We start from the raw sequence: 12,532 nt of genomic DNA, 5'->3' as shown, positions 1-12,532 counted from the left end.
GTGCGCGCTCATGCCGATGACGCGATCTCGCTGACGTCCCGAACCAGCTGTAGCTTCTTGCTGGCTATCGCCGTTACCGTGGTGTACAGCCGAGCAGGACGAGGCTCTGACATGGATGAATCGGAGTACACGCGACGGGTGCGGGCGAAGCTTCCGCCGGAGGCGGCGCATGTACCGGTCTGGGATTCGACAGTTTCGGACGACCGGCCCGATGTTCCGGTTTGGCGGTACCGTGCGATCGCCGACGGCACCGATCTGATTCATCTGTACGCGGCCCGGTTCGGGTTGGAGTTGCTTGGCGAGCCCGGGGTCACCACAGGGGCATCGGTGATCGAACTGGCAGAGTTGAGCGCCAGCGAGCCCGAGCGAGTGGTCGACATGTTCGAGGCGGCCCACCGAGGCGGAGCGTTGATCTGGGATCAGCAGCGCTTGTTGCACGTCGAAACGCGCCGTGGCTGGATGCGTGAGTACGTCGATCATTTGCGAGCTGACTGACTGCAATCGCACGCTCATGTCGCGATCCGGGCGTTCGGGGCCCCGGTCGGTGTGGCGGATTGAGCGAACACTCCAGTCCCGCGATCAGTGCGTTGCCCGCAGCCCGTGCTGGATCGATGAATGTCTGGCGGGGCAGGCCGCACCAGACAGCTGCTCGACTCGGCGGTGCGTAGTGCGCGGAGCGTATCTGCGTGACCGGCTGTCCCCGGAACTCACTCATCTGCCGCGTGACGCACGTTGGCTCGTCGACCAAACCGGTTGTCCGCCAGTACTTCCGAAACGCATGCGCCGATCAGAGGCTCAATCGCCGCGATGTCGTTCAGCGCACGTGTCTGATCTTTGACACACTGATCTGCTGATCGAGTGGTAAGTCAGGGCATGGGAGGGGATCGAGGATGTCCGAGTTTCCGGAGTGGTCAAGGCAATTGGGATCCGGTGTGCGATTCGATTGGGGATTGGCGGGCGCGCAGGCGCTCGGTCCGCAGAGCGCCGCTGTCGTGGTGGTGGACGTATTGTCTTTCACGACAACGGTTTCGGTCGCGGTCGACGTTGGGACCCGGGTCTTGCCGTATCGGTGGCGCGACGGCAACGCTGCGGAATTCGCCGCAGAGCAGGACGCAGAGTTGGCAGTCGGTCGCACGGCTGTCTCGCAACAACATCCGTGGTCGCTGTCTCCCGCCGCTCTGCGCCGTGCGCCCGCTCCTGCGCGCCTGGTGCTTCCCTCACCGAACGGATCCGCGATTAGCGCTGCTGTGACTGGAATTCCGGTGATCGCGGCGTGCCTTCGCAACGCCTCGGCGGTCGCGGACTGGATTGCCGGCCAGGGCTGGGGAACCCAGTGGAAACCCGTTGCGGTGATCGCTGCCGGCGAACACTGGCCCGCCGGCAGCGGTGCAATTCGGCCGGCGGTCGAGGACTGGCTCGGTGCCGCCGCGGTCATTGCCGCGCTCGCCGAACGTGGCTCCGGTCCACTGTCTCCGGAGGCATCGGTCGTCAAGGCCAGCTACGACGGTATCGATGACATCGGTGCGTTGATCCGCAATTGCGCGTCCGGTCGGGAACTTGCTGCGATCGGATTCGGCGAGGACGTGGCCATCGCGACAGAAATCGGCGCCAGCCAGGCTGTGCCGATAGTGGTCGATGGAGCCTTCACGCACGCTTCGTGAAAAGCACTTACGCATCCGCTCATGACGCATGAAGCGCTGACCGAAGCGGTCAGCGCGAGGCGGTTGAGGGGCCAGTCGAATGGTTGTTGGCAGCCGCTGGTTTCGACCTCCCTGAGCGCCCCGGATCAGACGAACAGCATGTGATCGAGGATCTCCACCGAGTGGCCGACCGTGATCACGAGTCTGCCAGCCAGTGAATCGGTGTTGAATTCGGTGACGAATTGGCGGGATTCACCGGCCCAGCCGATCGAAAGCCGGGTGGCTGCCTCTCGATAGATATCGGTCAGCACGGTACCGCTGGTGACCCGGCGGAAGCGTACCGACATGCCAGTGACGTCGAACGAGAACACCACGTGATCATCGGGACCGAGATCGAGTGTCACCTGCCGCACGGTCTCACTCCCGCCGGAGTGCGCTCCTTCGAGTTCGATGCCCAACTCTTGAATGAACTCGTCCTCATGGGGGACAACGAACTGTCGGTCCACGATGCTCTCCTCTCGCCAGTGGGGGGCGACACACCACACCAGGCACGAGCTCAATACCGTGTGGCGCGCTCACCGTAAATGCCAGCGTCGCATCGCGGAGACCACCGGCAGCCCGCGCCGCAGCTCATGTCGTGAACTGATGGCCGACTATCGTCAGGCTGGAAGTCATTCTGGGCATTGAGATCTTCGACGGAAGGGATTCCGGTGCAGATCACCAGCGAGAACTCCGCGGCGTTCCTGGAGCGGTTCGTCAAATTCTATGACGCCGTGATCGTCGGCGTCGATATCCGGGCGCTGCCTGGCAAGTTCGCGACAATAGCCGTTGAGCTGCAGGCGATGGACCGCATGAGACCGGTGATCGCTCCGACCGGTGGTGGACGTCAGTTCGAGTGGTGTCAGGTGCGGCTGATCGTTCACGGAGTTCATGAGTACCGATTCGTGGAGAGCAGGCAGTATCCGTATCGCGTGCTGTCGGACGGACTGGCGGTCGCGGCGGCGCCGACAGAATTCGTACTCGACCTCGATCCTGGTCCTGATGAATGGGCTTCCGCGCAGATACAGAGCCAAGGCAGCTATTCGAAGCAGTACATCCTTGGTGAGCGTGGCGATTTCGAGGTCACAAATATCCTGTGACGCCGCGACCCGGGCGATTCCGGCGGCGCTGTGGGCATGTTGGTGCACCAGGTCCGGGTTGTTCGCTTCTACGCTGATGCGTGTCAGATGCACGTTTCTCGATGAGGCGGAGCGAGGTAGTCATGGCAGGCAAATTCGAGCTGTTCGCCGATGCGGCAGACAAATTCCGGTGGCGGCTCAAGGCGGGCAACGGCGAGGTCATCGCCCAGAGCCAGGCGTACGCGAGCAAGGAAGCGGCTAAGAAGGGTATCGCCTCGGTGCAGACCAACTCCGCGGGTGCCGCGCTGGTCGACCTGACCGACGCGAAGTAGAGCACCAGCGATTCGGAGCCCCAACCAGTGGGAACTGGTTGGGGCGCCGTGGTATCCGGTCCGTGTACAACTGGCCGACCCTTGGCGTGCTCTCCACCGGTATGTCTTCGGCGGACTCGCAGTGCGGAGTCGAGAATGCTTGCGGCAGAGCAACATCGAGCCGATTGCGATCCATGCCGGTGCGGCACCGAACGTACGCTTGTGCCTCGACTCACGCGGTTCGAGACGGAGACGCAGCCAGGGCTGGAAGATCAACGGGCCGAGCATGGGACTCGGCCGCATCTTCTGGCAGGTTCCAGGCAGGTACGGCCCAGGGGTCTCCGAGCGGCCACAGGGGAACCATTCACGCAGAATGCAGCACTGTGCGGATGTGCGCGGGTGGGGGACGGGTGTCGATTTCACCCGTTTCGGGTGAACCGTCTCGCGTGACGTGGATCGCAGACTCTCGCCATGGCAGCTACCCCGAATCCGGCATCCGAGTCCATCGTCCGCCAGAACAAGGCGCTGCTCGAGCAGTTGCCGTTCACCGACACCCAGGATTTCGACGACGCCACCCGCGGGCTCGTCGCCCGCCGCGAGCCCAACGCGGTGACTGATGCGGAGGGGACGGTGGTCTGGGATAACGACACCTACTCCTTCCTACAGGGCGATGCCCCCGACACGGTCAATCCGAGCCTGTGGCGACAGTCGCGGCTGGCGGCTATCGAGGGATTGTTCGAGGTCGTGCCCGGGGTGTATCAGGTACGCGGACTGGATCTGTCCAATACCTCTTTCATCGAGGGCGACGAGGGCGTCATCGTGATTGACACTCTCCTGACCGCGGAGACCGGTGCCGCGGCACTACAGCTGTACCGGCAGCACCGCGGTGACCGCCCTGTCAAAGCGATCATCTACACCCACTCGCACGCCGACCACTTCGGCGGCGTGAAAGGCTTTGTCTCCCAGCAAGAAGTCGATGACGGCGCGGTACGGATCTTCGCGCCCGAAGGGTTCATCGAGCACTCGGTCTCGGAGAACGTCTACGCAGGTACCGCCATGAACCGGCGCGCGGCGTACATGTACGGCGCCGCTCTGGCGCGCGGCCCGCAGGGCGCGGTGGGTGCCGGCCTCGGCCAGACGATCTCCACCGGCGTCGTCTCGCTGATCGCGCCCACCGATTTCATCACCACCACCGGCCACGAGGAGACCATCGACGGTGTGCGGATGGTGTTCCAGATGGCCCCCGATACCGAGGCGCCGTCGGAGATGCTGGTCTACTTCCCGGACTTCAAAGCGCTGTGCGCGGCCGAGGACGCCACTCATACCTTCCACAACCTGCTGACGCTGCGCGGCGCGGTGGTGCGCGATCCGCACGGCTGGGCCGGCTACATCACCGAAACCATCGACCTGTTCGGCGGGGACGCCGAGGTGGTGTTCGCCTCGCATCACTGGCCGGTCTGGGGCAACGAGCGGGTGCGGGAGTTCCTGGCGACCCAGCGCGACCTGTACGCCTACGTGCACGATCAGACGCTGCGGCTGATGAACAAGGGCCTGAACGGACCCGAGATCGCCGAGCAGATCACGCTGCCGCCCGCTCTGGAGAACGCGTGGTCCGCGCGCGGCTACTACGGCTCGGTCAGCCATAACGTCAAAGCGATCTACCAGCGCTATCTGGGCTGGTTCGACGGCAACCCGGCACACCTGTGGGAACACACTCCCGTGGAGCAGTCCATCCGCTACGTGCGATTCATGGGTGGTGCGGACGCGGTCGTGGACAAAGCGCGGGCCTCCTATGACGAGGGCGACTTCCGTTGGGTCGCACAGGTTCTCAACCATGTCGTGTTCGCCGAACCCGGCCATGGCGCGGCGCGCGAGCTGCTCGCGGACACCTATGAGCAGCTCGGGTACGGCGCCGAGAACGGTACCTGGCGCAACTTCTACCTCTCGGGCGCGACCGAGTTGCGCGACGGACAGTTCGGCACCCCGACCGAGACCAACGCACCCGATGTGCTCAATCAGCTCACGCCCGCGATGTTGTTCGACGCCATCGCGATTCAGATCGACGGCCCCAGCGCGTGGGATGAGAAACTCTCGCTCGATGTCGTGCTGACCGATACCGGGCAGACCTACCGGCTGACCCTGGCCAACGGCGTGCTGACCTACAGCGCTCGCCCGCAGCCGGGCGCTCCCGAGGCGACGCTGACCGCCACGAGCAAGGAACTTCCGCTCCTGATACTCGGCGGACTGAGCGCGGACGGAATCACAAACTCCGCAAGCCAACTGTCCGGGGACGGCTCGGTGCTGCAGCGCCTGGTCGCGGTGCTCGATCCCGGCGACAAGAACTTCGCGATCGTCACTCCCGAGGCACCGTAGCGCCGATCCGATTCGGCACTGCGCGTGGCAGTTCGGCCGGGGCCGACAGGAACGAGGCTGATCGCATGGACGCCGAGCATCCGGACCGTCCGTTGGACGAGACCGAACGCGAGGAGCTCATCCGGCTGCGCCGCGAAGCCGCGGCGCGGCACGGTTCGCCGGGTGAGCGGGGCGACGCGGTCGGCGTCGCTCGGGGGCGGCGGTATCGAGTAGCACGCTGGGCCGCGACGGCCGTGCTGGTGTTTCTCGTTGCCCTGCTAGGTCTTTCGTCGGTCCTGGCGCGATTTGTCAACTCCGAGTTGCTCGATACCGATCGCTATGTGACGACGGTGACGCCGCTGGGATCGGATCCGGTGCTGCGCAGTGGGCTCACCAACCGGGTCACCGACGCGATCATGACCCGCCTGGACGTGGAATCCATTACCGCGCAAGCGCTGACCGCCATTGCCGACAACGCCCCGCGCGTCCCGTCCGCCATTGTCGGCCTGGCTCCGCTGGTCCAGGAGCAAGCCCGGCAATTCGTCTCCGAGACAACCGAATCGGTGCTGGCCTCGGACGATTTCGAGGCGCTGTGGATCCAAGCGAACCGGCGAGCGCACCAGGGCGTGGTCGCGGTGCTGAACGGCGATACCCCCGCCGCGGTCGGCATGGACGCGGACGGCACCGTGAGCGTGTCACTCGGTCCGATCATCGACCGAGTGCGCACCGCGCTGACCGCGCGCGGTTTCACCTTCGCCAAGCGGGTGCCCGCGATCGACGAATCGTTCGTACTGTTCCGGGCTCCCGAACTGGTCACCGCACAGCGGTGGGTGGCGCTGCTCGATCGCGCGGCCGGTGTCCTGCCGTGGCTCACGGTGCTCGTCGCGGCGGCCGCGGTCTGGGTTGCGCCCAAAGGCGCTCGCCGACGGGCGTTTTCGTGGGTGGGTGGTGCGCTCGGTCTTGCCATGCTGGTACTGGCGATCGCGCTCGGCATCGGACGAGCGGAATACCTGCGCGCGATACCGGCGGACGTGCTCGCCCAACCGGTGGCCGCGACCCTGATCGATACGGTGCTGGTGCCGTTGCGGACCACGATGCGCGCGGTGTTCGTGCTGGCGATGGTGATCGCGCTGGCGGGATACCTCAGCGGATCCGCGCGCGGCGCGGTCGCGATCCGCACCGCGTACGCGCGGGCGATCGGCGTGCTGCGGTCGCGGCGCGACGCGCGGGAACCTGGTTCGATCGCGGTGGCCCTGGGCCGCTTCCGGGGTCCGTTGCGGGTGCTGATCGTGGCTCTCGCGGCGATCACCCTGATCTTCTGGCGATACCCGACCGGGCTGGTGGTGATCGTGACGGCAGTCATCGCGGCAGCGGCGTTGGTGGTGCTGGAAGTGACGGCTGTATCGGCACCCGACGATGCGCGCGCAGCGGCGCGCACGGAAAAGGTTGAGTCACAGTCGATCTGATACGTCGGCTCCGCCATCGGGACCGCGAAGGAAGCGGTCGATGAACGTCTCGTCGTCGGCGAACGCCCGAACGATGGCCGCCGAACCGACGATGACGATCGACATCACGAAAAGCCAACTGACAGAAGTGAACGCCAGGCCCAAGGACCCGAAATGCTGTTGTGCGTTCGCCGTGATCCGCGGCAGGGCGACGCGACCGGCCGCGTGCACCGCCGTCAGACCGATCGCGGTCAGCGCACCGGTGACCCACAGCAGGCGGCCGGTCAACGCACCCTTGGTCAGCAGGAACGCCGCGAACGTCCAGACCAGCGTCCACACGACCAGTTCGCCGATCACCGCGAGCGGAAAACCGACATAGTGCACATGTGACAGGTCGCGGGTCTGCCCGACCAGCCCGACCGACAGCGCCACCGCCAGCAGCGCCGCGAGCCATCGCCACGCATCGCGCGGGCCCATCGACGGCACCTGCCACACCGCGCCGTACACCCGGCCGAGCGCGCGGGCGAAGGAGGTGCCACTGAGCACCACCATCAGCAGGCCGACCACACCGAACGCGGCGAACGACGGATCCGAGGTGTCCGCATCGGGCGCGGCCAACGTCCCTGTGCTGAAACCGAACTGGTCACTGATCGTCTCCGCGCCGGTATGCCAGCCGCTGAACACCGACGCGGCGATGATCACCGGCAGCACCGAGGTGAACATCTGGGCCGCGAGCGCCAAGGCCCGATCCACGAGCTGGATCTCGACCAACCCGTGCACCACCCGCGCCACGGTCCGGCCGGGGCGCGTATCGCGCAACCAGCCGCCGACCGCCGCGGTACGAAACTCGGCGGCCCGCTGCGCCAACGACATTCGCGATCTCATCGAACGCACGAGGGATCACCCGCCGCGCCGGCGTTACGGCCAGCACCAGTCCAAGGTGGCCGATCCGGGTGTGGGGATGTGCACGCAGATGGTGATCGAGATGTAGGGCGCGTCCACGTACGTTCTCCCGGGCTGGTTCACCGTTGGCGCGGGCTGATCCGCGGACGCGGACGGTGCGGCGAGGGCAACGAGCGGGACGGCGATCGCGGCGCCCACCGCCGCACGGGCGATTCCAGCGAACATGTCGGCCACTCCTTCGGATCGAGAATCATTGGGGTGATAGGCATTTCAACCACTCGCGAGTCGCCGCTCGGCCCTACTCAGGCGAGCAATCGAGCTTTGGCGGCGGCGAACTCCGCATCCGAGAGCGCGCCGGAAGCGTGCAACGAGCCCAGTTTCTCGAGCCGAGCGACCAGATCGTCACCGCTGTCCGGGGCCGCCGGGGCCGGTGGCGCTTGATAGACCGGGGCCTGCTGATAGGCCGGGGCTTGCTGCGCCGCGAACGCCTCCTGTTCGGCCGTCCGTTGCTGCGACCGCCGGTTGACCGCGTTGGCGGTGGCGCTGGCGGTACCCGCGACGACCGCGGTGCGGGCCACGGTTCCGAGTAAGCCGGGTCGGCCGATTCGGCCTCTACGCATGATCATGTGCGGCAACCTTTCTCACGGGATGGCCAGGGCGGCCTCGATGGTGTCGTGCGGGACCTGCACGTGCAGCGTGACTTCCCCGCCCGCGGCGGTGACCGCGTCGGCGAGTCCGCGGGCCCAGGTCTGTTCGTAGACCACCACGATCGCCGAGGTTCCCGGGCGCAGGGTGTCGCGCACCAGGTCCAGGTCGTCGTCGCTGATCACCTCGCGCACGTCCACGCTCACCCCGGCCAGGCCGAGTTCTTCGAGGGGCTCATCGATCTCCACCTCGGTGAGGGAGCCGTCGAGATCCTTCGACAGATAGATCAGGTCCAGCACCGTGACGTACCCCCGATCGACGACCTCGCTCAGCGCGGCCCGCACCGCTGCGTCGACACGCGTGCCGGGGAAGGTGAGCACGACCAGTTCGACCGGTCCGGGGTTCGATGATTCGGTCATGGCGCTGATGCTGTCAGCGCCTCGCCCCGTCCCACCTCACCCGAAACGGATGAAGGACATCACGGCCCGTCCCGCCCATGACCGGCGTGCGATGGGCATCGGCATTCGATTTCACCCGGAACGTGTGAGCAGCCCGGTGTGGACATCGGCCTACCGTGCCCGGATGGGCAGCGTCCTGGGTGATCTACTCCCGCTGGCGGTGGGTGTGGCGATTTCCCCGATACCGATCGTGGCCGCCATTTTGATGATCCTGTCGAGCAACGCGTCCGGGTCCGGGACGGGGTTCGCGCTCGGCTGGGTAGCCGGTATCGCCGTGGCGACCACGGTGTTCGTCGTACTGTCCGGCGTTCTGGGCGGCTCCGATGACCGGGAACCCTCGACCGCCGGGTCCTGGGTCAAGGTCGGGCTGGGTGTGGTGTTGCTGGCGTTGGCCGTATCCCAGTGGCGCAAACGCTCCGATGAGCAGCCGCCGGGATGGATGCGCGCCATCGACGAGTTCACCACCGCCAAAGCTGTGGGGCTGGGTCTGCTGCTGTCGGCGGTGAACCCGAAAAACCTGCTGCTGTGCGTCTCCGCGGGTGTGACCATCGGATCCAGCTCGCTCACTGCGGGCCAGAAATCGGTGGCCGTGGTGGTGTTCACCGTCTTGGCCGCCGCCAGCGTGCTGGTGGTCATCCTCGGCTACGCGGTGGCCGCGGACCGCCTGCGCGAGAGCCTCGATGCCACCCGGCGGTGGCTGCAATCCAACAATCACGCGGTCATGGCGATCGTGCTGCTGGTGATGGGCGCGGTCGTGATCGGCAAGGGTGTGGGCGGTCTGTGAACGACACGAGCGGTCGACGACAGGATGGACGGTAGCCGATGACGACGTGGCCGGTGTTCGGGTCTTTGCAGGGCTACCAGTCCAAGTGGCTGCGCCCCGATCTCATCGCGGGCCTGACCGTGTGGGCGGTCATGGTGCCCGAAGCCCTGGCCTACGCCTCGATCGCGGGGGTCCCGCCGGTCGCGGGACTGTACGCGGCACTGCCCGCACTGGTGCTGTACGCGCTGGCGGGCAGTTCGCGCCATTTGATCGTCGGGCCGATGTCGGCGACCGCGGCCTTGTCCGCGGCGATCATCACTCCGCTGGCGGGAGCCGACAGCGGCCGCTATATCGCCCTGACCGCCGCACTGGCCATCGCGACCGGACTGGTGGGGCTGCTGGCCGGACTGATCCGGCTCGGATTCGTGGCCGCGTTCATCTCCGAACCGGTCCTCAAGGGGTTCATCGTCGGCCTGGCGCTCACGATCATCATCGGCCAGGTTCCGAAACTGCTCGGCATCCACAAGCATGAGGGAAACTTCTTCCAGCAAGCCTGGGGAGTGCTGACTCATCTCGGCGACACCAATTGGCGCGCACTGCTTGTCGGCGGTATCGCCCTGGCGGTGGTGCTGGGGCTGCGGCGCTGGTTACCGCTGGTGCCGGGGTCACTGCTGGCGGTGCTGCTGGGCATCGCCGCCGTCGCGGTGCTGCACCTGGACGATCACGGCGTCGCCATTGTCGGGCACATCGATTCGGGTCTGCCCGCGGTGGGGCTGCCCGGCGGCGTGGGCCTGCACGATTACCTCGATCTACTCGGCCCCGCGGTCGGTGTCGTGCTGATCGGTTTCGCTGAAGGGCTCGGCGCGGCGAAAACGTATGCGGCCAAAGCCGGTTACACCGTCGACGCCAATCGGGAATTGCTCGGGCTCGGCGCGGCCAACCTCGGATCCGGGCTCGCCTCGGGAATGGTCGTGAACGGCAGCCTGTCCAAGACCGCGGTCAATGGATCGGCCGGGGCCAAAACACAATTGAGCGGACTGACCGTCGCGGCGCTGACCGTACTGACACTGCTGTTCCTGACCGGACTGTTCGAGAAGCTGCCCGAGGCGACCCTGGCGGGCGTGGTGATCGCGGCGGTGATCGAACTCGTCGACATCGCCGCACTGCGCGCGCTGTACCGGGTCTGGACCGAACGCCTCGGCAGCATCTACGGCCGCGCCGCACGCGCGGACTTCATCGGCGCGGTGACCGCGATGGCCGGGGTGCTGCTGTTCGACACGCTTCCCGGTCTGCTGATCGGCATCGGAATCTCCATGCTGCTGCTGGTCTATCGCGCCTCCCAGCCCCATGTGGCGCAGCTGGCCGAGCAGGGGTCGCTCTGGCTGGACGCGCAGCGGCATCCGGATCTGCCACTGCGGCCCGATGTGGTGGTGGTGCGGGTGGAATCGGGACTGTTCTTCGCCAATGCCGACTATGTCCGCGAGCGCATCGAGCAACTGTGGACCGAGCGCACCCGGCTCGTGGTCCTGGACGCGGAGACCTCCCCGTCCATCGACGTCACCGCCGCCGCGATGCTGACGGCCTTGCGCGACAGCCTTGCTCGACGGCGCATCGATTTCCGCATCGCCCGCTCGATCGGGCAATTCGGTGACGAACTGGGTTCCACCGACAACAGCACACTGACCTCGGCGGTGTATCCGACGATCCGATCCGCGATCGCCGATCTCCCCGCTGACCCCGAACCCGGTGGCGGCGAGCGCGATTCGACACCGAGACCGGGAGCCGAGCATGGGTGAGCTACTGCTGGAACTACTTCCGGAAATGGTGGGTTTGCTCATCACGCCGGGCGCGGTGATCGGATGCATCCTGCTACTGCACTCGCAGGCACCGATTCCCAATGCCGCGGCGTTCGGTGCCGGATTTCTCGTGGTCTATTCGATGATCGCGCTCTCGGCTCTGCTGGGCGGTGCGTCGGATCCGGGAGCGACCTCACCGGAGGTCTCACATGGCGCCGGGCTGGCGGTCGGGCTGCTGTTCCTGGCCATCGGGTGCTGGATGGCGCTGCGCAAACCGCCACCGGTCGCCAAGCGGCCTCGCCTGCTCCTGGAACTCGACACCGCAGGCCCGCCGAAGGCTTTCGTCATCGGCGTCGCCCTCGCGGTGATCAACCCGAATCTGTTCATCATGATCGCGGCGATGAGCACGGTGTCGAGCTCGCACGTCGGCACCGCGGCCGCCCTCATCACCACGGCGATCCTGCTGCTCGCCGCCTCGCTGGACTTCCTGATCCCGATGATCGTGTTCGCCGCGCTCGGCGAACGCGCCCGCACCGGACTCGATCGCGCCGAGTCCTGGATGCTCGGCCACAGCCGCGCCCTATCGCTGGTGGTGCTGTTCGGCTTCGGAGCCTTGTTCACCGTGCGCGGCGTGGTGAACCTGAGCTGAGAAATGCCCGCCGCCGAAGGTCGAATTCGGCGGCGGGCGTGATACTTACCGATGGTTCATGCCAGTGCTTTGGCCTTGAGGTGATCGAATTCCTGCTGGGTGATCGTGCCGTCGGACAGCAGCCGTTTGGCGTCGGCGATCTGGGCCGCCGGACTGGTGCCCCCGGTGTCGCGGATGTAATCGGCTTGCGCGGCTTGCATCTGCTTGGCCGCCGCCTCCGACCGCTCCTGCATGCCGCTGCCGCGCGCGATGAGGTACACCAGCGCGGTGAGCATGGGCAGGAAGATCAGGAAGATGATCCAGATCGCCTTCACCCAGCCCGAGGTCTGCCGGTCACGGAACAGATCGCCGATGATGTAGAACAGCAGCAGCAGGTACGCGATGAACGCGAAGCTCACGATGATGAGCCAGATTGCGTCCCAGAACGACATGGTGCACCTCGATTTGCGTCG

At 66.2% G+C, this 12,532-nt stretch carries 15 protein-coding genes; 9 read left to right on the top strand and 6 right to left on the bottom strand.

Annotated features, from left to right (window positions below; genetic code table 11):
* Positions 1 to 111 precede the first annotated feature (111 nt).
* Complete coding sequence (locus ACFC4D_RS21710; RefSeq protein ID WP_376065839.1) at positions 112 to 495, top strand: hypothetical protein; 384 nt, start codon at positions 112 to 114, stop codon at positions 493 to 495.
* Between the two features lie 395 nt (positions 496 to 890).
* Positions 891 to 1,661: a 2-phosphosulfolactate phosphatase gene (locus ACFC4D_RS21705; protein ID WP_376065838.1), complete on the top strand. Its 771-nt coding sequence runs from the start codon at positions 891 to 893 to the stop codon at positions 1,659 to 1,661.
* A 125-nt stretch (positions 1,662 to 1,786) separates the two neighbouring features.
* Here ACFC4D_RS21705 and ACFC4D_RS21700 read toward each other — a convergent pair whose 3' ends face one another.
* Positions 1,787 to 2,146, bottom strand: a complete 360-nt coding sequence (locus ACFC4D_RS21700; RefSeq protein ID WP_376065835.1) for a hypothetical protein — start codon at positions 2,144 to 2,146, stop codon at positions 1,787 to 1,789.
* Positions 2,147 to 2,350: 204 nt separating this feature from the next.
* Between ACFC4D_RS21700 and ACFC4D_RS21695 the strand changes: the two genes are divergently transcribed.
* The 4 genes from ACFC4D_RS21695 to ACFC4D_RS21680 all read left to right on the top strand — a co-directional run bounded on the left by ACFC4D_RS21695 (position 2,351) and on the right by ACFC4D_RS21680 (position 6,887).
* Positions 2,351 to 2,779 (top strand): hypothetical protein, encoded by a 429-nt coding sequence (locus ACFC4D_RS21695; RefSeq protein ID WP_376065833.1) that lies wholly within the window; start codon positions 2,351 to 2,353, stop codon positions 2,777 to 2,779.
* A 122-nt stretch (positions 2,780 to 2,901) separates the two neighbouring features.
* Positions 2,902 to 3,090 carry a YegP family protein gene (locus tag ACFC4D_RS21690; RefSeq protein WP_376065830.1) on the top strand — a complete coding sequence of 63 codons (189 nt, stop codon included), beginning with the start codon at positions 2,902 to 2,904 and terminating at the stop codon, positions 3,088 to 3,090.
* A gap of 450 nt (positions 3,091 to 3,540) precedes the next feature.
* Positions 3,541 to 5,442 (top strand): alkyl/aryl-sulfatase, encoded by a 1,902-nt coding sequence (locus ACFC4D_RS21685; RefSeq protein ID WP_376065828.1) that lies wholly within the window; start codon positions 3,541 to 3,543, stop codon positions 5,440 to 5,442.
* 65 nt (positions 5,443 to 5,507) lie between these two features.
* Positions 5,508 to 6,887, top strand: coding sequence for a hypothetical protein (locus tag ACFC4D_RS21680; RefSeq protein ID WP_376065825.1), 1,380 nt, complete (start codon positions 5,508 to 5,510; stop codon positions 6,885 to 6,887).
* Here ACFC4D_RS21680 and ACFC4D_RS21675 read toward each other — a convergent pair.
* From ACFC4D_RS21675 to ACFC4D_RS21660, 4 genes are all read right to left on the bottom strand, one after another.
* Positions 6,873 to 7,739, bottom strand: coding sequence for a hypothetical protein (locus ACFC4D_RS21675; RefSeq protein ID WP_376065824.1), 867 nt, complete (start codon positions 7,737 to 7,739; stop codon positions 6,873 to 6,875). The two genes, ACFC4D_RS21680 and ACFC4D_RS21675, sit on opposite strands and share 15 nt — an antisense overlap.
* 45 nt (positions 7,740 to 7,784) lie before the next feature.
* Complete coding sequence (locus ACFC4D_RS21670; RefSeq protein ID WP_376065821.1) at positions 7,785 to 7,994, bottom strand: hypothetical protein; 210 nt, start codon at positions 7,992 to 7,994, stop codon at positions 7,785 to 7,787.
* Positions 7,995 to 8,071: 77 nt separating this feature from the next.
* Positions 8,072 to 8,395: an SHOCT domain-containing protein gene (locus ACFC4D_RS21665; RefSeq protein ID WP_376065820.1), complete on the bottom strand. Its 324-nt coding sequence runs from the start codon at positions 8,393 to 8,395 to the stop codon at positions 8,072 to 8,074.
* 15 nt (positions 8,396 to 8,410) lie between these two features.
* Complete coding sequence (locus ACFC4D_RS21660; protein ID WP_376065818.1) at positions 8,411 to 8,833, bottom strand: DUF6325 family protein; 423 nt, start codon at positions 8,831 to 8,833, stop codon at positions 8,411 to 8,413.
* A gap of 163 nt (positions 8,834 to 8,996) precedes the next feature.
* On the opposite strand from ACFC4D_RS21660, the gene ACFC4D_RS21655 reads away from it, so the two are divergent.
* The 3 genes from ACFC4D_RS21655 to ACFC4D_RS21645 are packed head-to-tail and all read left to right on the top strand — an operon-like array spanning position 8,997 to position 12,080.
* The gene (locus tag ACFC4D_RS21655; protein WP_376065816.1) at positions 8,997 to 9,656 is read left to right on the top strand and encodes a GAP family protein; all 660 of its coding nucleotides are present in this window, start codon (positions 8,997 to 8,999) and stop codon (positions 9,654 to 9,656) included.
* A gap of 38 nt (positions 9,657 to 9,694) precedes the next feature.
* Positions 9,695 to 11,431 carry a SulP family inorganic anion transporter gene (locus ACFC4D_RS21650; protein ID WP_376065813.1) on the top strand — a complete coding sequence of 579 codons (1,737 nt, stop codon included), beginning with the start codon at positions 9,695 to 9,697 and terminating at the stop codon, positions 11,429 to 11,431.
* Positions 11,424 to 12,080 carry a GAP family protein gene (locus ACFC4D_RS21645; RefSeq protein ID WP_376065811.1) on the top strand — a complete coding sequence of 219 codons (657 nt, stop codon included), beginning with the start codon at positions 11,424 to 11,426 and terminating at the stop codon, positions 12,078 to 12,080. Before ACFC4D_RS21650 ends, ACFC4D_RS21645 begins: the two co-directional genes overlap by 8 nt.
* Before the next feature lie 56 nt (positions 12,081 to 12,136).
* On the opposite strand, the gene ACFC4D_RS21640 is transcribed toward ACFC4D_RS21645, so the two are convergent.
* Positions 12,137 to 12,511: an SHOCT domain-containing protein gene (locus tag ACFC4D_RS21640; RefSeq protein WP_376065810.1), complete on the bottom strand. Its 375-nt coding sequence runs from the start codon at positions 12,509 to 12,511 to the stop codon at positions 12,137 to 12,139.
* Positions 12,512 to 12,532: the final 21 nt, after the last annotated feature.

Origin of the sequence: Nocardia sp. NPDC056000 (genome assembly GCF_042269265.1) — a bacterium.
Taxonomy (GTDB): Bacteria; Actinomycetota; Actinomycetes; order Mycobacteriales; family Mycobacteriaceae; genus Nocardia.
Note: the sequence above shows the minus strand (reverse complement) of the source record. Positions and strands in the feature narration are given on the sequence as shown.

What these genes read in the sequence shown, in the direction of transcription:
- ACFC4D_RS21685 (WP_376065828.1), top strand. Translation starts at nt 3,541, where the DNA reads ATGGCAGCTACCCCGAATCCGGCATCCGAGTCCATCGTCCGCCAGAAC.
- ACFC4D_RS21650 (WP_376065813.1), top strand. Translation starts at nt 9,695, where the DNA reads ATGACGACGTGGCCGGTGTTCGGGTCTTTGCAGGGCTACCAGTCCAAG.
- ACFC4D_RS21660 (WP_376065818.1), bottom strand. Translation starts at nt 8,833, where the DNA reads ATGACCGAATCATCGAACCCCGGACCGGTCGAACTGGTCGTGCTCACC.
- ACFC4D_RS21675 (WP_376065824.1), bottom strand. Translation starts at nt 7,739, where the DNA reads ATGTCGTTGGCGCAGCGGGCCGCCGAGTTTCGTACCGCGGCGGTCGGC.
- ACFC4D_RS21665 (WP_376065820.1), bottom strand. Translation starts at nt 8,395, where the DNA reads ATGATCATGCGTAGAGGCCGAATCGGCCGACCCGGCTTACTCGGAACC.
- ACFC4D_RS21645 (WP_376065811.1), top strand. Translation starts at nt 11,424, where the DNA reads ATGGGTGAGCTACTGCTGGAACTACTTCCGGAAATGGTGGGTTTGCTC.
- ACFC4D_RS21670 (WP_376065821.1), bottom strand. Translation starts at nt 7,994, where the DNA reads ATGTTCGCTGGAATCGCCCGTGCGGCGGTGGGCGCCGCGATCGCCGTC.
- ACFC4D_RS21705 (WP_376065838.1), top strand. Translation starts at nt 891, where the DNA reads ATGTCCGAGTTTCCGGAGTGGTCAAGGCAATTGGGATCCGGTGTGCGA.
- ACFC4D_RS21640 (WP_376065810.1), bottom strand. Translation starts at nt 12,511, where the DNA reads ATGTCGTTCTGGGACGCAATCTGGCTCATCATCGTGAGCTTCGCGTTC.
- ACFC4D_RS21655 (WP_376065816.1), top strand. Translation starts at nt 8,997, where the DNA reads ATGGGCAGCGTCCTGGGTGATCTACTCCCGCTGGCGGTGGGTGTGGCG.
- ACFC4D_RS21690 (WP_376065830.1), top strand. Translation starts at nt 2,902, where the DNA reads ATGGCAGGCAAATTCGAGCTGTTCGCCGATGCGGCAGACAAATTCCGG.
- ACFC4D_RS21710 (WP_376065839.1), top strand. Translation starts at nt 112, where the DNA reads ATGGATGAATCGGAGTACACGCGACGGGTGCGGGCGAAGCTTCCGCCG.
- ACFC4D_RS21680 (WP_376065825.1), top strand. Translation starts at nt 5,508, where the DNA reads ATGGACGCCGAGCATCCGGACCGTCCGTTGGACGAGACCGAACGCGAG.